The sequence below is a fragment of the Cardiobacteriaceae bacterium TAE3-ERU3 genome (genome assembly GCA_019218315.1).
In the GTDB taxonomy this organism is placed as follows: Bacteria; Pseudomonadota; Gammaproteobacteria; order Cardiobacteriales; family Cardiobacteriaceae; genus JAHUUI01.
This window is the reverse complement of the sequence record JAHUUI010000002.1, coordinates 88,645-106,755: the sequence shown is the minus strand read 5'-3', so window position 1 is coordinate 106,755 and position 18,111 is coordinate 88,645. Positions and strand designations below refer to the sequence as shown.

Below are 18,111 nucleotides of genomic sequence, written 5' to 3'. Positions count from 1 at the left end.
CATGACGCAAAAACTGTTTACAGATAAGCCCGCATTGGCAAGCCATGATCTTGCAGAACAAGCATGGCAATCATGGTTTGATTACGGCTCTCTCAAGCGCGTTGAAGATTGGCGCTGGACGCCATTACACACGCTATATGGAATAGAACGCCGCATTGAAGCAGCAGACTATCAGGTCAGCGTACCAGAAGGCGTTGATGAATCGAGTGAGCAGGGTGCTTGCGCTGTATGGCTGAAGACAGCTGACGCACCATTCGCAGCGCTCAACCTCGCAGTGCTTGATGATACATTGCGTATTACGATTCCTGATGACTTCAATAGTGATGAGCCAATCGCGATCAACATTGATCAGCACCGCCGTACGATGCAATTTTCGCGTGTACATATTGAATGCGGTAAATCGGCAAAAGCAGCATTATGGCTTGACGCTGGCGTGAGCAAAGCAGGCGCACAATGCCCGATAATCCATCTTGAAGTTGCCGAGCATGCCGAGTGCGATGCAGTGCTGTGGTTTAATGGTGCACAAGATAGCGCACAGATTGGCCATATTCTCGTGCATCAGCAGGCGGGCGCTACTGTCCGCGTTAATGGTATTGTGCACAGTGGTGCATTAGCTCGCCTTGATGTGAGTGCGAGTTTGCACGGTGATGAAGGGCACTTTGCCTTTGGTGGTGTGCAGTGTTTGAAAGAAAATGAAATTGGTGATTACCACATCCATGTTAGCCATTTAGCGGAGAACTGCACCAGTAAGCAAGTGGTTCGTGGTGCACTTGACGATGAGTCATTCGGTATTTTTGACGGCATGATTTATGTTGCACATGGTGCACAGAAGACTGATGCCGAGCAGGATAGTCGCTATATTTTGCAAAGCCGTAGTGCTAAGTCACACAGCGTACCACGCTTGGAAATTTATGCTGATGACGTGCAATGTGCACACGGCTCAACGGTCGGCTTCCTTGACCCCGAAGCATTGTTTTATCTGCAAAGCCGCGGTATTGACAAAGAAACGGCAAAAAAAATCTTGATTTTGAGTTTCTTACATGAAGCAGTTGTTGTTGAGCATGAAGGCATTTCCGAGGCACTGCACAAAGCAATTAGCGACTTATGGCTCGGTGAAGCTGCAGCCGAAGAAATCAGCGGTGAAATAGACCATGCTTGACGTTTCTGGGCAGTTTCCGGTACTCGCGCAGCGGATACACGATCAGCGCCTTGCTTTTTTGGATAGTGCCGCGAGTACGCAAAAGCCACTGGCTGTTATCGAAGCGATGGATCATTGCTTACGCCAGGATTACAGCAATATCCATCGTGGTGTGCATCTACTCTCCCAACAATTGACCACGCAATACGAAGTGGTGCGAAAAAAAGTTGCCGCATTTGTTAATGCCCCATCAGCTGATGACATCGTTTTTACCAAAGGCACGACTGATGGGCTGAATTTATTGGCTTCTAGCCTTGGCCAGTATGCGCTTAAGCAGGGCGATAAAGTGCTGATCACCGCAATGGAACATCACGCCAATATTGTACCGTGGCAAATCGCCTGCCAACGCTTTGGTGCTGAGCTGGTAGTAGTACCGATGGATAAAAATGGTGAGCTGATTACCGATGATTTTGCCAAATTGTTAGATGGCGTCAAAATCTTTAGTATCGCGCATGTATCTAATGCACTTGGTACGATCAACGATATTGCGCCTCTGATTGCACAGGCCAAAGCAGCTGGTGCAATCACCATTGTTGATGGTGCGCAAGCAATTGCGCATTTACCCGTCGATGTACAGGCATTGGGCTGTGATTTTTACGTCTTTTCCGCGCACAAGCTCTATGGCCCTACCGGTATTGGTATTTTGTACGGGCGTAAAAACTTACTCGATGCTATGCCACCGTATCAGGGCGGCGGTGACATGATTTTATCGGTATCTTTTGAGAAAACCGAATATGCACCTGTGCCACATAAATTTGAAGCTGGCACACCGCCAATTGTTGAAGTAATCGGTTTAGGTGCTGCAATTGACTGGGTACAAGAACAAGGGCTTGATGTACTAGCCGTGCATGAAGAATCATTGCGCGCCGAAGCCGAAGCTGAAATGCGTAAGCTCGAAGGCGTAAACATCATCGGACAGGCTGCACACAAAGCAGCCGTGATTTCCTTTACTCTCGACGGTGTGCATCCGCACGATGCAGGTACGGTATTTGACCAAATGGGCGTGGCCGTGCGTGTTGGGCATCATTGCGCCGAGCCCGTAATGCGCTTTTTTGGTATTCCAGCGACCATTCGTGCATCATTTGCAGCGTATAACAAGCGTGAAGACATTAGCCAACTTCTCGCCGCCATTAAAGCCACACAGGAATTGTTTGCCTAATGGCAACGTCCAATGATATAGACGAACAAAACTGCATTCAGCTATTCACCAGTGAGGATGGTGAAATAGAGCTATCTGTGTCGTTGGATGAAGATACGGTATGGCTTACGCAGGCACAGATGGCGATGTTGTTTGAGGTTAAGCCACAGAACATCACCATGCACTTGAAAAACGTGTTTGCCGAAGGGGAGTTGGAAGAGGCGGCAACTTGTAAGGATTTCTTACAAGTTCAAGTTGAGGGTGGGCGAGAGGTCAAGCGAAAGCGCAAGCACTACAACCTCGATGCGATTATTTCCGTTGGCTACCGTGTCAGTTCGCGCCGTGCGACACAGTTCCGGCAATGGGCTACGCGAACCCTCAAGCAACATTTGGTTGAAGGCTATACCCTGAATCAACGCCGCCTTACCGAACGTGGTATCGAGCACGAGCAGGCAGTGAGCTTGCTGTCACGCACTTTGACCAATCAGGCATTAGTCAGCGATGCCGGTGAGGCAGTAATTGCCGTGGTGCAGGATTACGCACGTAGCTGGAGTCTGCTGCAAGGCTATGATGAGCAGAGCCTGGGTGAAAGCAAATATACCCAGCACGACATGCAGTCCCTTGAATTAAGCGCAGCTTTGCAAGCCATCGCTCAACTCAAAGCGGCATTGCTCGATAAAAACGAGGCAACGGAATTGTTCGGACAACGCCGTGGTGATGGACTCGAAGCTGCATTGGCAAGTATCGAGCAGGGCTTTGGTGACGTATGGCTATACCCAAACGTGGCCAGCCGTGCCGCGCATTTGCTTTACTTCATCATCAAAAATCATCCCTTTGTCGATGGTAACAAGCGCATTGGCTCATTTTTGTTTCTCTGCTATCTGCGTAGTAACCAGCATTTGCTGCGCAAGCCCGTCGAGCAACTGATTAACGACAACACATTGGTTGCGTTGGCATTGCTGGTTGCAGAAAGCCAACCTGAACAAAAAACACTGATGATTCGCTTGATTGAGCACTTTATCGCCACCATATCTGAAACAAAAGATAATTTACATTAAAATGGTTAGCAACAAGCCATGTGCTAATCAAGGAATAACGCTATGAATCACTTAAAATCACTTTATCAGGAAGTCATTCTCGACCACAGCAAAAAGCCGCGCCATTTCCATGCGCTGGAAGCGCCTTCGCATAGTGCGACAGGGCACAATCCTTTGTGTGGTGATAACCTGAAAGTGTATGCGCAGGTCGAAGATGGCGTGATTAAGGACTTGAGTTTCGTCGGTGACGGTTGTGCGATTTCTAAGGCCTCTGCTTCGCTGATGACCGAATTGGCACGCGACAAAACCCTCGAAGAATTCCGCGCCATGTACGATGAATTTCACCATGTCGTTACCGGTCAGGATGAGGTGCCGGATAGCGTGGGTAAACTCGCGGTACTGGTTGGGGTACGTGATTATCCGTCGCGGGTAAAATGTGCAACACTGGCATGGCACACACTTGATGCAGCACTGAATAATCAGGACGTCGTTAAAACAGAATAACCATGGTGCCACAAAGCAAAGCCGAATTATTGGCCGAAATCCACACCCATTACGACCGTTTGCGTCAGGATATACAGCGCGTTGACCCCTTACGTGCTACAGAGCGCAGCCTTGAAGGGCATGCTAAGGGCACAATGATGAGTGTCAACGATTTGCTTGCCTACCTGATTGGCTGGGGCGAACTGGTACTCAAATGGCACTGCTTAAAAGATGCAGGTGAAGCAGTCGATTTCCCCGAAAGTGGTTATAAATGGAATCAGCTTGGCCTACTGGCGCAGAAATTCTATGCAGATTATGATGGGCTGGATTTTGTGGCACGACAACAGCGGCTTGATGGTACTGTGAAGAAGCTGGTTGCGTTGATTAACAGCAAAAGTGATGACGAACTTTATCACCAACCGTGGTATAACGACTGGACAATGGGGCGCATGATTCAATTTAACACATCATCGCCGTACAAGAATGCACGCACAAGACTGCGTAAATGGCTAAAAACAACACAGGAAGCATAAATGGAACTAGATGAAGTCCCCTTCCAGAAAGACATCGAAGACCCAACCCTTACGCCCGTTGAGCGCGATATTATCCTTGCGCTAAAAGAAGTGTATGACCCTGAAATACCGGTAGATATCTACGAACTTGGGCTGATTTACGATATTGTCTACGATAAAAAAACCGGCAATGCCGAGGTACGCATGACGCTTACAGCTCCAGGTTGTCCTGTGGCCGGTATCATGCCGGATTGGGTGCGCGACGCGGTTGAAGGTGTGGATGGTGTGGAACAATGCACCGTAGAGATGGAATGGGATCCACCATGGCGTATGGATATGATGAGCCTGCGCGCTAAAATTGAACTCAATATGATTTAAGGTTATAAGGCTATAACCACAAATGATTATGCTGCACAGTCAGCTACCGCTAAACTAAATTACTCAAGAGGTAACTATGGACACGATTGAACGCATTAAGGACCAGATTGAAAACACGCCCGTACTGTTGTACATGAAAGGCACACCGGATTTTCCAATGTGTGGCTTTTCAGCTAAAGCTGTTGAATGTATGAAGCAGGAAGGTCAACCATTTGCATACGTCAATATTCTGCAGGATCCTGAAATTCGCAGCGAACTGCCTAAATATGCTGATTGGCCAACATTCCCGCAATTGTGGATCAATAAAGAGCTGGTTGGTGGCTGCGATATCATCGTTGAAATGCATGAAAGCGGTGAATTAGCTGATATGCTCAAAGACGTAGAATGGCCTGAGCAAGAATCCTAAATATTCCCTAAACCCAAAGGAACTTATGAAAAAAATCCTCATTAGCGCTGCAATCCTCGCAGCAGCCAGTGCAGCACAAGCTAGCACGTTAGACGATATCAAATCTCGTGGTGAACTGCGCTGTGGCGTTACCCAAGCACTACCGGGATTTTCTGTTGCCGATGAAAATGGACAGTGGAAAGGGCTAGACGTTGACTATTGCCGCGCACTGGCAACCGCCATCTTTGATGACCCGAACAAAGTATCTTTCCGCCCAACATCATCGAAAGAGCGCTTCACAGTCCTCAAAGCGGGCGATATTGATGTGCTTGCGCGTGTTACAACTTGGACGCTCTCGCGCGATGTAGATCTTGGCTTCGACTTCATCGGCACCAACTACTACGATGGCCAAGGCTTCATGGTGCGTAAGGACCTGGGCATTGACAGTGTTAATGAACTTGACGGTGCCTCTATCTGTACCAATACAGGTACCAGTACAGAAGTTAATATGGCTGATTACTTCCGCTCACACGATATGACATATAATCCTGTGATCTTTGAAAAATCAGAAGAAGTAAAGACAGCTTACGACAATGGTCGTTGTGATGCCTATTCTTCGGACGTTTCTGGCTTGTATGTGCAGCGGGACCAACTCGCAGACCCATCGGCACACGTTATTTTGCCTGAAGTTATTTCTAAAGAGCCACTAGGCCCATTGGTACGCCAAGATGATCCACTATTCAAAGACCTCGCAAGCTGGACACACTACTGCATGGTTAATGCTGAAGAATTGGGCGTGACTCAGGAAAACGTTGAAAGCAAGCTTGGTAGCGATAATCCAAATCTCCGCCGCTTACTGGGCGAAGAAGCCAATGGCTCAGAAAAGCTTGGCGTCAGTCAGGACTTTTGCCGCCGCATCGTTGCCAATGTTGGTAACTACGGCGAAGCATTTGCTCGCAACGTCGGTAAGGATTCACCCCTGAAGATCGAGCGTGGCTTGAACAACCTTTGGAATAATGGCGGCATCATGTACGCGCCACCACTGCGTTAAAATTACATAATCATCAAAGCCTGGAAGCGGATCATATGATCCGCTTCTTTTTTGTTTATAGTAATTTTTTCCATCATTTATTCTAAAGAACAAATATTTTGGCCTATTAAGAAGAAAGAAAAGATAGCTATGGGCTGGAGAGGTATTTCGGCACGGGTATCCTTTAGTCAATAACTATAGCCAAGCGATTATAATGGCGCATTTGCAGATCAATTAATAACAAGGGGAGTACATGCCGCATACCAATGTACAAAGCCCGCAGTTACATAGCATAAAAGATCAACTCTTTGATGTGGTGCGGGAGGTAAACCGATGAGATTTAAACGTCCACCGCCCAGTAAGGAATACCAAGATATGGTCAGATATCTTTTTAACCACTTGGAAGAAGCAATACGGTTATATGGCGAAGAAATTATTGAACAGCTTATAACGCTTTTTAAAATTCCGGTTCTTAAAGAAGAAGATGTGGGAGAGATTATTTCTTATCGCCTTGATAAGGAAGAGTTACCGGAATTGACGTTAACATTGAAGCCAAACAGTGAGAAAACGGATATGGATATCCGGGTTAAGATGAATTATTGTTGCCCAAGCGAATATTACGGTGATATCAAGTTCCACTTTGATGTAATGGCTACTTTGACTGCTAATGGAGGCATTGATATCGATCCAGATATTAAAAATTTGACGATTGATTCACCGCCGGCCTGTTTTTACACCTATCAAGATTCTAAATTTTCTCCTGTTAAATATGGAGATTTAGAAGCATTATGGTATGTCATCATAGCGTTTCTTGAAGATTGGGATAGCTGCGTATACGAGATCGCTCGCCAATGTATTTACAATAATATGCCTCAGATCTTTGATGAACTTGCTCGCTTTAAATCCAAGGGAAAAGGCGGCATATTAATTGATAAAAAGTTGGTCACAGAAAACAGCCAGAAAGCTGAGCTTCAATAAAGAGCACTCTTTCTATTTTGTCATTTTACTTTTATCAATATCAACCTACTTTTACAGTAATCATTATTAGATTGCTCAGCCACAATTCTCCGCAAAAATAGGCATAAACTCCTTTTCAGAATATAGAAATTGAATATTAAGAATGGTGAGAGTTTACTCTAAGTTAGCGACGCTCAAATTACCTGGAGCTAATCCTATTTATTTAACTTTATAGGTATTTTCAAATCAAATACATTTCAGCTATCAGTAAGGAAAAATTCATACCTTCATGATGGCTATACATCATTAAGTAACTGGCGGAGTAATCCACCAGTTACAGAGATATGAGCCAGCAAAGCTTTAATAAACGCCTTGTGCCAGCATTGCATCGGCAACTTTGACGAAACCAGCAATATTTGCACCATTGACGTAATTAATGCTGCCTTTTTGCTCTCCATATTTGAGGCAAGCACTATGGATATCAAGCATGATTTGATGGAGCTTTTTATCAACCTGTTCATGGGTCCAGCCCAGACGCTGGGCATTCTGTGACATTTCAAGCCCGGATGTCGCGACGCCGCCAGCATTAGCTGCTTTTCCCGGCGCAAACATGACTCCAGCGGCATGCAGCTTATCAATAGCATCGTTGGTACAAGGCATATTTGCACCTTCGGCAACCAACCTCACACCATGATCAATCAGCAATTGTGCATCACCTGCATTGAGCTCATTTTGTGTCGCACAAGGTAGGGCGATATCGACTTTTACGCTCCACGGGTTACTACCTTCATGGTATTTGAGATTATATTGCTTCGCGTAATCTTCAACGCGGCCATAGTCCTCATTCTTGATTTTCTTGAGCGCTGCAACTTTTTCTTCATTAAATCCATCAGGATCAACTACAGTACCACTGGAATCCGAGCATGTGACGACTTTCGCACCAAGCTGCATGGCTTTTTCAATGGCATATTGGGCAACGTTACCAGAGCCTGATACGGCAACTGTTTTGCCATTGAGGCCATCATTGCGATGATTAAGCATTGCTTCCGTGAAATAAACCAATCCATAACCGGTTGCTTCTGGGCGAATCAGGCTGCCGCCAAAGCTAAGTCCTTTACCGGTGAACACACAGCCGGTTTGGTTGGAGAGTTTTTTCATCATGCCTGTGAGATAGCCAACTTCTCGGGCACCGACACCAATATCACCAGCAGGGACATCTGTATCAGGGCCTAGATGGCGATATAGCTCTGCCATAAATGCCTGACAAAAGCGCATAACTTCATTGTTACTTTTACCTTTAGGGTTAAAATCCGAGCCACCTTTGCCAGCCCCCATTGGCAGAGTAGTCAGGGCATTTTTGAAAGTTTGCTCAAAAGCGAGAAACTTGAGAATGGATAAATTGACTGATGGGTGAAAACGTAAGCCCCCTTTAAATGGCCCAATAGCACTATTGAATTGAATTCGATAGCCGCGATTAACTTGAACGTCACCATTATCATCCGTCCACGCCACGCGGAACTGGATAATACGCTCCGGCTCGACCATGCGTTCAAGTAATCCCTGTGATGTATAAATAGGGTTGTCGGCCAAAAATGGCTTCAATGACTGAAATACTTCAGTAATAGCTTGCTGAAACTCACTTTGGTCCGGATCACGCTTTTGTATTTGCAAGAGAAAATCATCAATATTTTTGCTGCTACCCACAATCTACCTCCTAGGCAAGGTGAAAAAATTTATTTTATCACTTTGTTATTTTTTAAAAATGACCGTTAGTAAAAAAATGTTGATAAATGGTATTTTCTGGTGGATTTAAGATGAATGATAAAAATCTACAGCTAAATAAACACATAACACTCTATGGCAATGATGTATAAATCACGATTTTTGAGACAAAAGCATAATGCGAGTTGGTTAGCGACGCAGGACGCGTTAGAATGCCCGTTGTTTTACACAGAATGAATTGTAATGAGCGAGATGCTTATCAGTCAGCGCTTCCGCAGTTTTTTGCCGGTCGTTGTTGACGTTGAAACCGGCGGGTTTGATCCCGTCAAAGATGCGTTGCTTGAAGTGGCTGCAACGTTCGTGAATTTTAATGAAGACGGCATGCTGGAACCAAAAGCGACGTTGCATTATCACGTTAAGCCATTTGAAGGCGCCAATATTGACCCTGAATCTTTAAAGATTACTGGTATTGATCCATATCATCCTTTGCGACCGGCTTGGACGGAAGAAAAGGTTGCAGATAAGTTGTTCAGCCAAATCCGCGAATACCAAAAGGCACAACAATGTACGCGTACGATCCTCGTAGGCCACAATGCGCAGTTTGATCTCGGTTTTATCAATGCCTTGGCTCGACGCACGAATTATCAGCGCAATCCATTTCACCCGTTTAGCGCATTGGATACAGTCTCGCTTGGTGCGCTGGCATATGGGCAGACGGTTCTCGCACGTATCGCACGCCATGCAGGGCTTGAATACGACAACAAGCGCGCACATGGTGCAAAGTACGACACCGAATTGACAGCAGATATTTTTTGTAAGATCGTCAATACTTGGCAGGAAAAAGTCGGTAGCGTCATCCCCTCTGAAGAATAGTATGTGAGGAAGTCAATTGTTTGACTTTGTGATTGCCTGTTGATCAGTTAAAATATGCCGCCTCTTATAGCTCGGAGGCGTCATGCGCATCATCGAAGAAGCCCTAACTTTTGACGACGTTCTGCTTGTACCGGATTTTTCCGACGTACTGCCACGTGATGTCAATTTAACTGTCCCACTCGCTCGCGGTATTACACTCAATATTCCAGTATTGGCAGCTGCAATGGATACCGTATCTGAAGCACGTCTTGCCATTGCTTTGGCTCAGCTCGGTGGTCTTGCCATCATTCACAAAAATATGACACCTGCCGAACAGGCTGCGCAAGTACGCAAGGTCAAGCGCTTTGAATCAGGCGTCATTCGTGACCCAATTACTACTTCACCTGACCACACGGTAGGGGATGTTCGTCAAATTACCCGTGAACACAGTATTTCTGGTCTGCCAGTTCTTAAAGACGGCAAACTGGTAGGTATTGTCACGCGCCGTGACATTCGCTACGCAGAAGACAGTCAAATGGTTCGTGAGGTCATGACACCGCAAGAAAAGCTCGTCACTGTACGTGAGGGCGAAAGTTCTCAAGCAGTCAAAGCACTGCTGCAAAAACACCGTATTGAAAAGGCACTTGTCGTTGATGATGAATTTGCACTGCGCGGCCTGATTACCGTTAAAGATATCCGCAGCGCACGTGATTATCCTAATGCGTGTAAAGATTCAAATGAAAGCCTGCGCGTTGGTGCGGCTATTGGTCCTGGTGGTGATGCAGATGAACGTATTGAACTACTGATTGATGCTGGTGTCGATCTGATTACGGTTGATACTGCCCACGGGCACTCTAAAGGCGTCATTGATAAAGTGGCCGAGTTGCGCAAGCGCTACCCTGACCTGGCCATCATGGCGGGCAATATCGCTACAGCAAAAGCTGCTGAAGCACTTGCTGATGCCGGAGCAGATATTGTTAAGGTTGGCATTGGCCCGGGTTCAATTTGCACAACACGCGTCGTTGCCGGCGTCGGTGTTCCTCAAATCAGCGCTATAGATAGCGTCTCGGAAGCAATGCAAAAGCGTGGCGTTGCCGTCATTGCTGATGGGGGTATCCGTTATTCTGGAGATGTTGCCAAAGCAATTGCTGCAGGTGCTAACGCAATTATGGTCGGTGGTTTGCTTGCAGGTACTGAGGAATCGCCCGGCGAAGTTGAGCTTTATCAAGGCCGTTCGTACAAAGCTTATCGTGGTATGGGCTCACTAGGTGCTATGACTGCAGGCTCATCTGATCGTTACTTCCAGTCCGGCCAAAAAGCTGAAAAGCTGGTTCCTGAAGGTATAGAAGGGCGCGTACCTTACAAAGGCTCTTTGGCAGGTGTAATTGAGCAATTAATGGGCGGCTTGCGCTCATCAATGGGCTATGTTGGCTGCCACGATCTCGCAGAAATGCGCAGTAAACCGACGTTCGTCAAGATTACCAATGCTGGTGTGCAAGAATCACACGTACATGACGTAACTATTACTAAAGAACCACCTAATTATCAAAGAAGTTAAGATGACCCAAAACGCCAACGGGCTACATGCCCATAAAATTCTGATCCTCGATTTTGGCTCACAATACACACAATTGATTGCACGTCGGGTACGTGAAGCAAACGTGTATAGCGAGATTTATGCTTGGGATGCTGCTGAACAAGCCATTCGTGACTTTGCACCACAAGGTATTATTCTGTCTGGTGGACCAGAAAGCACCACGCTTGATGGGGGGCCGAGAGCACCCGATGTGGTATTTGAACTGGGTGTGCCTGTACTGGGTATTTGCTATGGCATGCAGACGCTCGCTGTGCAGCTGGGGGGCAAAGTCGAAACATCCGACAAACAAGAATTTGGCTATGCTCGAATTAATGACATCAGCGATTGTGCTTTATTCAATCCACTTGATACAGAGCAAGGTCTGGACGTTTGGATGAGCCATGGTGACCATGTGGTTGCATTACCAGATGATATGCGTATCGTTGCGTCATCGCCCAATGCGCCAATTGCTGCTATTGCGCATAAAGAGAAACCTTATTTTGGCTTGCAATTCCACCCTGAAGTCACCCACACGCCACAGGGTAGCGAGATGCTGCGTGCTTTTGTCATTGACATCTGCGGCTGCACACCAAACTGGACGACCGGAAAATTCATTGAAGAAAATACCGTGGCTATCCGTGAGCAAGTTGGCAATGATCGCGTGGTACTCGGGCTATCAGGAGGCGTTGACTCCTCAGTAGTTGCGGCATTACTACACGAAGCCATCGGTGAACAATTAACCTGCGTTTTCGTTGATACGGGGCTATTGCGCCTCAATGAAGGTGATGAGGTAATGGCCGTATTTGCCGAGAATATGGGCGTTAATGTTATCCGCGTCAATGCTCAAGAGCGCTTCTTTAATGCTTTGGCTCAAGAAGCTGATCCTGAGCAAAAGCGTAAAATTATAGGTCGCCTGTTCGTTGAGATCTTCGATGAAGAAGCTGCCAAGCTTGAAAACGTTAAATGGCTGGCACAAGGAACCATTTATCCGGACGTCATTGAATCAGCTGGTAGTGCAACTGGTAAAGCGCACGTCATCAAGTCACACCACAATGTTGGCGGGCTGCCTGAGCATATGAGACTCAAGCTGCTTGAGCCACTGCGTGAGCTATTCAAGGATGAAGTGCGTGAATTGGGTGTTGCCCTCGGATTGCCACCAGCCATGCTTTATCGTCATCCTTTCCCAGGCCCAGGCTTGGGGGTTCGTGTCTTGGGTGAGGTAAAGCCTGAATATGTAGCTTTGTTACAGCGTGCTGATGCAATATTCATTCAAGCATTACGCGAGCACGATCTGTACGACAAAACTTCACAGGCATTTGCCGTATTCCTGCCAGTACGCTCTGTTGGGGTGATGGGGGATGGGCGCCGTTATGATTATGTGATCGCTTTGCGCGCAGTTGAGACGATTGATTTCATGACTGCTCGCTGGGCTCACCTCCCTTATGACTTCCTCGATGAAGTCTCGCGCCGCATTATCAACGAGATAAATGGTATTTCTCGCGTCGTTTACGACGTCTCAGGTAAACCACCTGCGACGATTGAGTGGGAGTAATTCCATAAAATTCAACCCAGTGGCTTATTAGTGGTATTTTTTTCGCCAAAGAGCTTGCATCAGAGTCGAAAATCTCTATAATAGGCCACCTAGTCGATGCGGGATGGAGCAGTCTGGTAGCTCGTCGGGCTCATAACCCGAAGGTCGTTGGTTCGAATCCAGCTCCCGCTTCCAAGTTTTTTTAAAAGCCCTTTTTAAAGGGCTTTTTTCTTGCCTAAACTCAGGTAAGACAATCATTGAGGAGGTATCCGTGTCACGCGAAGAACTGGTCACCGAACTGTGCAAACCGACTGTTGAGTCGATGGGCTACGAATGGTGGGGCGTGGAGTACCACCACAACTCTCACAATGCAATTTTACGCATCTATGTCGATAACCCTAACGGCGGTATCAGCATGGAAGATGTTGTTGCTGTCACCGAGCAGATCAATCCATTGCTGGATGTAGAAGATCCGATAAAAACTATGTACACATTAGAAGTATCTTCTCCTGGCGTTGATCGCCCGCTGTACACTATTGAGCAATTTGCTCGCTACATTGGCCAACCAGTCAAACTTAACGCCCATCAGGCCATTCAGGGTCAACGTAAATTCACTGGCGAAATTGCTGAAGTGGATGTTGATGCAGGTACAGTTGAGTTGGTCTTTACGCACAGCAAGGAACAGCAGCGCGTAACTTTAGAATTCACAAATATTGACAAGGCGCGTCTCGTGCCTGTTTTTGAAGATTGAGGAGCAGTCATGGCCAAAGAACTACTGGCAATTGTTGAAGTTGTTGCCAACGAAAAAGATGTTGATCGCGATGTGATCTTTGAAGCACTGGAGGCTGCTCTTGCCGCTGCAACACGCAAGCGTCATCAAGATGAAGATATTGAAGCTCGTGTAAGCATCAATCAGCGCACAGGTGAATATGAGACCTTCCGAGTTTGGCACATTGTTGATGATGAAGCGATGCTAGAAAACCCTGACGCTGAGATGCGTGAAAGTGTTGCCGAGATCGAATTGCCTGAAGAAAACCTCAAGGCTGGCGATATCTATGAAATAAAGATTGAGAACGAGCCTTTTGGCCGTATCAGTGCACAGCAAGCCAAGCAAATCATCATCCAAAAACTGCGTGAAGCTGAACGTGAAAAAGTCTATCAGCAGTTTATTGAGAAAGAAGGGCAATTGGTTCATGGTATCGTTCGCCGTCACGAACGTCGTAACGCAATTGTCGATATCGGCGGTGTTGAAGGAACAATCCTGCGTGAAGACATGATTCCACGCGAGCCTTTGCGCAATGGTGATCGTATCCGTGGCTATTTGGTCAAGGTTAATCGTGAACTCAAAGGCCCACAACTGCAAATTAGCCGTGTTGCTCCTGAGTTACTGATTGAGCTGTTTACGCTCGAAGTGCCTGAGATCAATATGGGTAATATTGAAATCATGGGTGCTGCACGTGATCCGGGTCAACGCGCCAAGATTGCTGTACGCAGCTTTGATCCACGGATCGACCCTGTTGGTGCTTGCGTTGGTATGCGTGGTTCACGCGTACAAGGTGTAATGAATGAATTAAATGGCGAACGCATTGATATTGTCTTGTGGGATGAAGACCCTGAAGAATATGTGCGTAAGGCTATGGCTCCAGCCAATATTCTCAATTCTCGGGTACACCCGGGTGAAAAGATCATTGATATTGCTGTTGCGGAAGACAAGTTGCCGCAGGCAGTTGGTCGTGGTGGGCAAAATGTCCGTCTTGCGAGTGAACTGACAGGCTGGCATATTAATGTCCTTTCTGAAACCGAGTTCCACGCTCGTAGAGAAGCTGAGCAAGATGAGCAGGAAGCCAAGCTTGCTGAAATGCTTGACCTTGAAGAAGATATTGCCAACGAGCTTACTGCAGCCGGTTATTTAAGCGCTGAAGATATTGCTTATGCAGATCGTGATGATCTTCTTGCGATCGAAGCGTTTGATGATGGTTTAGTTGATGCGTTACTTGAGCGAGCAACCGATTATTTACTCACTCAGGCATTTGTTGCCGGGCGTGACCCAGAAGAAGACATGCAGACACCAATTAGTGAGATGGATCTGCCCGAAAATGTGGTGGAGCAACTAACGGCGCACAACCTCAGCACGCAGGAAGACCTTGCCGAATTGGCAGTGGATGAATTAGTTGACATGACTGACCTTGATAAAGATCAGGCATCGGCAATTATCCTGCAGGCTCGTGAGCCATGGTTCCGTCAATCTTGAAGTAAGCAAAGGGAGGTCATATGACTGTCGCAGAATTAGCAAAACAACTCAAAATCCCGGTAAACCGCTTACTGGATCTGATCAAAGAAGCCCAGATTGATGTCAGCGATGCCGATCAAACAATGTCGCCAGCGCAGAAAGTTGCTCTGACTAAACATTTACAGAGCCGTAAATCTGGCAAACTAAGTATGTCGCCGCGTAGTAACAACGCGAAAAAAACATCAGAAAAGCCCAAAGAAGCACGTAAACCAGCAGCTGGCAAGTCAGCAAAATCCAAGAAAACTGCTAGCGCTGCTGCAACCGAGAAGAAGCTCAGCCCGCTGGAAATCGCCAAGCAAATGGCTGAAAAGAAGCGCATGGAGCAGGGCGAAGTAATGCGCGATAACGAGGAGCGAGAGCGCCGCGAAGCTGAAGAAGCAGAGCGTCAGCGCATTGCCGAAGAGAAAGCGCGCAAAGAACGCAAAGAGAAAGAAGCAGAAGCAGAAGCAAAAGCCGAGAGCGAACGCAAAAAGCTTGAAGAGAAATTCCAATCTCAGCTTGCTGAGCAAGAAAAAGACCGCAAAGCGCGTGAAGAAGCAGAAGCAAAAGCCAATGCTGAAGAGCAGCTGCGTAAGCAAAAAGAACGTGAAGCACGTTCTGCCAAAGAAAAAGAGCAACTTGAGCGTGAGCGCCAGGCCGCACTTGAAGACGTCAAAAAGCGTGAAGGCTATGAAGAAGAAGCAGAGACTCGCTTCCATATTCAAGCCAAAGATAAGCAATATCATGGCAGCAAAAGCGACCGTTCAGGAAAGCGTGCTGTTCGTGGTAATGACGATGATCGCCGTGGTGGTGGCCGTGGCCAAGCCAAGGGTCGTAGTGAGCGCAAAGGTGGTAAATTTGAAAAGCCGGTAGCGCCAGTGAGTAAAGAAGTCCGTATTCCTGAGACGATTACTGTAGGCGAATTGGCACAAAAAATGAGCGTCAAAGCCAGTGATTTGATCAAGGCAATGATGAAAATGGGCTCAATGGTCACCATCAACCAAATTCTTGATCAAGAAACTGCTGCTCTGGTGGCGGAGGAACTTGGCCATAAATACGTGTTACTCAAAGAAAACCAACTCGAAGAGCAGGTCTTTGCTGAAGCAGATGAAAATGCAGGCGAGATGGCTGAACGCGCACCGGTTGTAACGATCATGGGTCACGTTGACCATGGTAAGACTTCATTGCTTGATTATATCCGTAACACCAAGGTAACAGCTGGTGAAGCTGGCGGTATTACCCAGCATATCGGAGCATACCGCGTGACTACTGATGGCGGGCGACAAATCACCTTCCTCGACACCCCGGGACACGCAGCCTTTACAGCAATGCGTGCGCGCGGTGCTGATGTTACTGATGTGGTTATCCTTGTCGTCGCAGCTGATGATGGGGTTATGCCACAGACGGTTGAAGCTATACAGCACGCAAAAGCAGCAGGTGTTCCGCTGATTGTTGCAGTCAACAAAATGGATAAGCCTGAAGCTGACCCTGATAGAGTTAAATCTGAACTCTCACAGCACGGTATTATTTCTGAAGACTGGGGCGGCGAGCATTTATTTGCCCATGTTTCGGCCAAAACTGGTGAAGGCATTGATGATTTGCTTGAGCAAGTATTGATTCAATCAGAGATCCTTGAGCTTCAAGCTCCTGCAACTGGCGTTGGTAAAGGTGTAGTCGTTGAATCACGCCTTGATCGTGGCCGCGGTAGCGTCGCAACAATTCTGGTTAAAGCCGGCTTGATGAAAAAAGGTGACATTATTCTTGCTGGTATGGAATATGGGCGTATTCGTGCAATGCTTGATGAGCATGGTAACGAACTTGATGAAGCAGGGCCATCAACACCGGTTGAGATTTTAGGCCTTTCAGGCACACCAAATGCTGGTGATGATGTCGTCATCGTTGAGAACGAGCGTAAAGCGCGTGAAATTGCCAACTTCCGCCAAGGCAAGTTTAAAGAAGTCAAAATTGCCCGCCAACAGAAGGCAAAACTGGAAAATCTATTCAATAATGTTGGCGATAGTGAAGTTCACACCGTTAACTTGATGATCAAGGCTGACGTTCAGGGCTCCGTTGAAGCGTTGTCTGACTCATTAGTCAAATTGTCTACCGATGAAGTCAAGGTGAATATCGTTTCAACTGGTATTGGTGGTATTTCAGAATCTGATGCTCAGCTCGCAATAGCGTCTGAAGCGATCATCATTGCCTTTAACGTTCGTGCTGAATCCAATGCGAAGAAGCTGATCGAAGAAGAGGGTGTTGACCTGCGTTACTACAGCATCATCTACGAAGCGATTGATCAGGTTCGTGATGCGATGCAAGGTATGTTGTCACCTGAAATTCAGGAGAACATCATTGGTGTTGCAGAAGTTCGCGATGTATTCCGTTCGTCAAAGCTTGGTGCGATTGCCGGTTGTATCGTTGAAGATGGTGTACTGAAGCGTTCTAACCCGATTCGCGTGCTGCGCGATAACGTGGTTATCTACGAAGGTGAGCTTGAATCATTGCGCCGCTTTAAAGATGACGTTGCAGAAGTGCGTGCCGGTACAGAATGTGGCCTCGGCGTTAAGAACTACAACGACGTCAAAGTGGGCGACCAAATTGAGTGTTACGAGCGCGTCAGCGTTGAGCGGAGTCTGTAATGCCTAAAGGTGTAGACAGAACCAAACGCATTGGCGAACAAATGCGCCGTGATCTGGCCTCAGCTGTGGGTGACGTACTCGATCACCCACACGCTACCATGCTGTCATTCACTGATGTGCGTGTCACTCGTGATCTGGCTTACGCCAAGGTCTATGTCACGCACGTGCTTGATAATGAGCACGAACGCGCAGAATTGGTGCAAGCACTCAACGATAAAGCAGGGCAGTTCCGACACTATCTCGCCAAGCGTTTAAGTATTCGTAAAATGCCAGAACTGAAGTTTTATTACGATGAATCAGTTGAGTATGGTGCGAAAATGGAAGGATTGCTTGAAGACTTAGTCAAAGATATTGACGATGACAAGCAATCTGAAAGTGATTCACAGGAATCAGGTAGTCACTGA

At 46.9% G+C, this 18,111-nt stretch carries 17 protein-coding genes and 1 tRNA gene; 17 read left to right on the top strand and 1 reads right to left on the bottom strand.

The features are described from left to right. The first annotated feature begins 1 nt into the window (after position 1). From sufD to KRX19_03865, 9 genes are all read left to right on the top strand, one after another. A complete protein-coding gene (gene sufD / locus KRX19_03905) occupies positions 2 to 1,159 on the top strand; it encodes a Fe-S cluster assembly protein SufD (protein ID MBV7434163.1) in 1,158 nt (385 codons plus the stop codon). Continuing rightward, positions 1,152 to 2,357 carry a SufS family cysteine desulfurase gene (locus tag KRX19_03900; GenBank protein MBV7434162.1) on the top strand — a complete coding sequence of 402 codons (1,206 nt, stop codon included), beginning with the start codon at positions 1,152 to 1,154 and terminating at the stop codon, positions 2,355 to 2,357. The genes sufD and KRX19_03900 overlap by 8 nt, the downstream gene beginning before the upstream one ends. After that, entirely contained in the window at positions 2,357 to 3,394 is a 1,038-nt protein-coding gene (locus KRX19_03895) for a virulence protein RhuM/Fic/DOC family protein (GenBank protein ID MBV7434161.1), read from the top strand. Before KRX19_03900 ends, KRX19_03895 begins: the two co-directional genes overlap by 1 nt. A gap of 42 nt (positions 3,395 to 3,436) precedes the next feature. Beyond that, positions 3,437 to 3,877, top strand: a complete 441-nt coding sequence (locus KRX19_03890) for an SUF system NifU family Fe-S cluster assembly protein (GenBank protein MBV7434160.1) — start codon at positions 3,437 to 3,439, stop codon at positions 3,875 to 3,877. A 2-nt stretch (positions 3,878 to 3,879) separates the two neighbouring features. Continuing rightward, positions 3,880 to 4,389: a ClbS/DfsB family four-helix bundle protein gene (locus tag KRX19_03885; GenBank protein ID MBV7434159.1), complete on the top strand. Its 510-nt coding sequence runs from the start codon at positions 3,880 to 3,882 to the stop codon at positions 4,387 to 4,389. Then, positions 4,390 to 4,746, top strand: a complete 357-nt coding sequence (locus KRX19_03880) for a DUF59 domain-containing protein (protein ID MBV7434158.1) — start codon at positions 4,390 to 4,392, stop codon at positions 4,744 to 4,746. 76 nt (positions 4,747 to 4,822) lie between these two features. Continuing rightward, the gene (gene grxD / locus KRX19_03875) at positions 4,823 to 5,152 is read left to right on the top strand and encodes a Grx4 family monothiol glutaredoxin (GenBank protein MBV7434157.1); all 330 of its coding nucleotides are present in this window, start codon (positions 4,823 to 4,825) and stop codon (positions 5,150 to 5,152) included. Between the two features lie 25 nt (positions 5,153 to 5,177). Beyond that, positions 5,178 to 6,182 (top strand): amino acid ABC transporter substrate-binding protein, encoded by a 1,005-nt coding sequence (locus KRX19_03870; protein MBV7434156.1) that lies wholly within the window; start codon positions 5,178 to 5,180, stop codon positions 6,180 to 6,182. A gap of 312 nt (positions 6,183 to 6,494) precedes the next feature. After that, positions 6,495 to 7,139, top strand: a complete 645-nt coding sequence (locus tag KRX19_03865; protein MBV7434155.1) for a hypothetical protein — start codon at positions 6,495 to 6,497, stop codon at positions 7,137 to 7,139. Between the two features lie 339 nt (positions 7,140 to 7,478). Here the strand turns inward: KRX19_03865 and gdhA are convergent, their stop codons facing one another. Next, positions 7,479 to 8,804, bottom strand: coding sequence for an NADP-specific glutamate dehydrogenase (gene gdhA / locus KRX19_03860; GenBank protein ID MBV7434154.1), 1,326 nt, complete (start codon positions 8,802 to 8,804; stop codon positions 7,479 to 7,481). A 279-nt stretch (positions 8,805 to 9,083) separates the two neighbouring features. Here gdhA and rnt point away from each other — a divergent pair, with 279 nt between their 5' ends. The 8 genes from rnt (at position 9,084) to rbfA (ending at position 18,111) form a co-directional block, all read left to right on the top strand. After that, positions 9,084 to 9,713, top strand: a complete 630-nt coding sequence (gene rnt / locus KRX19_03855; protein ID MBV7434153.1) for a ribonuclease T — start codon at positions 9,084 to 9,086, stop codon at positions 9,711 to 9,713. Positions 9,714 to 9,795: 82 nt separating this feature from the next. Continuing rightward, positions 9,796 to 11,250, top strand: a complete 1,455-nt coding sequence (guaB, locus tag KRX19_03850) for an IMP dehydrogenase (GenBank protein ID MBV7434152.1) — start codon at positions 9,796 to 9,798, stop codon at positions 11,248 to 11,250. A gap of 1 nt (position 11,251) precedes the next feature. Continuing rightward, positions 11,252 to 12,820 (top strand): glutamine-hydrolyzing GMP synthase, encoded by a 1,569-nt coding sequence (gene guaA, locus KRX19_03845; GenBank protein MBV7434151.1) that lies wholly within the window; start codon positions 11,252 to 11,254, stop codon positions 12,818 to 12,820. A 97-nt stretch (positions 12,821 to 12,917) separates the two neighbouring features. Continuing rightward, a tRNA-Met gene (locus KRX19_03840) sits at positions 12,918 to 12,994 on the top strand. A gap of 76 nt (positions 12,995 to 13,070) precedes the next feature. Continuing rightward, the gene (locus KRX19_03835; protein ID MBV7434150.1) at positions 13,071 to 13,550 is read left to right on the top strand and encodes a ribosome maturation factor RimP; all 480 of its coding nucleotides are present in this window, start codon (positions 13,071 to 13,073) and stop codon (positions 13,548 to 13,550) included. A 9-nt stretch (positions 13,551 to 13,559) separates the two neighbouring features. Continuing rightward, positions 13,560 to 15,050, top strand: a complete 1,491-nt coding sequence (nusA, locus tag KRX19_03830; GenBank protein ID MBV7434149.1) for a transcription termination factor NusA — start codon at positions 13,560 to 13,562, stop codon at positions 15,048 to 15,050. Positions 15,051 to 15,070: 20 nt separating this feature from the next. Further along, complete coding sequence (gene infB / locus KRX19_03825; GenBank protein MBV7434148.1) at positions 15,071 to 17,707, top strand: translation initiation factor IF-2; 2,637 nt, start codon at positions 15,071 to 15,073, stop codon at positions 17,705 to 17,707. Further along, entirely contained in the window at positions 17,707 to 18,111 is a 405-nt protein-coding gene (gene rbfA / locus KRX19_03820; protein MBV7434147.1) for a 30S ribosome-binding factor RbfA, read from the top strand. Before infB ends, rbfA begins: the two co-directional genes overlap by 1 nt.

What these genes read in the sequence shown, in the direction of transcription:
- sufD (MBV7434163.1), top strand. Translation starts at nt 2, where the DNA reads ATGACGCAAAAACTGTTTACAGATAAGCCCGCATTGGCAAGCCATGAT.
- KRX19_03900 (MBV7434162.1), top strand. Translation starts at nt 1,152, where the DNA reads ATGCTTGACGTTTCTGGGCAGTTTCCGGTACTCGCGCAGCGGATACAC.
- KRX19_03895 (MBV7434161.1), top strand. Translation starts at nt 2,357, where the DNA reads ATGGCAACGTCCAATGATATAGACGAACAAAACTGCATTCAGCTATTC.
- KRX19_03890 (MBV7434160.1), top strand. Translation starts at nt 3,437, where the DNA reads ATGAATCACTTAAAATCACTTTATCAGGAAGTCATTCTCGACCACAGC.
- KRX19_03885 (MBV7434159.1), top strand. Translation starts at nt 3,880, where the DNA reads ATGGTGCCACAAAGCAAAGCCGAATTATTGGCCGAAATCCACACCCAT.
- KRX19_03880 (MBV7434158.1), top strand. Translation starts at nt 4,390, where the DNA reads ATGGAACTAGATGAAGTCCCCTTCCAGAAAGACATCGAAGACCCAACC.
- grxD (MBV7434157.1), top strand. Translation starts at nt 4,823, where the DNA reads ATGGACACGATTGAACGCATTAAGGACCAGATTGAAAACACGCCCGTA.
- KRX19_03870 (MBV7434156.1), top strand. Translation starts at nt 5,178, where the DNA reads ATGAAAAAAATCCTCATTAGCGCTGCAATCCTCGCAGCAGCCAGTGCA.
- KRX19_03865 (MBV7434155.1), top strand. Translation starts at nt 6,495, where the DNA reads ATGAGATTTAAACGTCCACCGCCCAGTAAGGAATACCAAGATATGGTC.
- rnt (MBV7434153.1), top strand. Translation starts at nt 9,084, where the DNA reads ATGAGCGAGATGCTTATCAGTCAGCGCTTCCGCAGTTTTTTGCCGGTC.
- guaB (MBV7434152.1), top strand. Translation starts at nt 9,796, where the DNA reads ATGCGCATCATCGAAGAAGCCCTAACTTTTGACGACGTTCTGCTTGTA.
- guaA (MBV7434151.1), top strand. Translation starts at nt 11,252, where the DNA reads ATGACCCAAAACGCCAACGGGCTACATGCCCATAAAATTCTGATCCTC.
- nusA (MBV7434149.1), top strand. Translation starts at nt 13,560, where the DNA reads ATGGCCAAAGAACTACTGGCAATTGTTGAAGTTGTTGCCAACGAAAAA.
- infB (MBV7434148.1), top strand. Translation starts at nt 15,071, where the DNA reads ATGACTGTCGCAGAATTAGCAAAACAACTCAAAATCCCGGTAAACCGC.
- rbfA (MBV7434147.1), top strand. Translation starts at nt 17,707, where the DNA reads ATGCCTAAAGGTGTAGACAGAACCAAACGCATTGGCGAACAAATGCGC.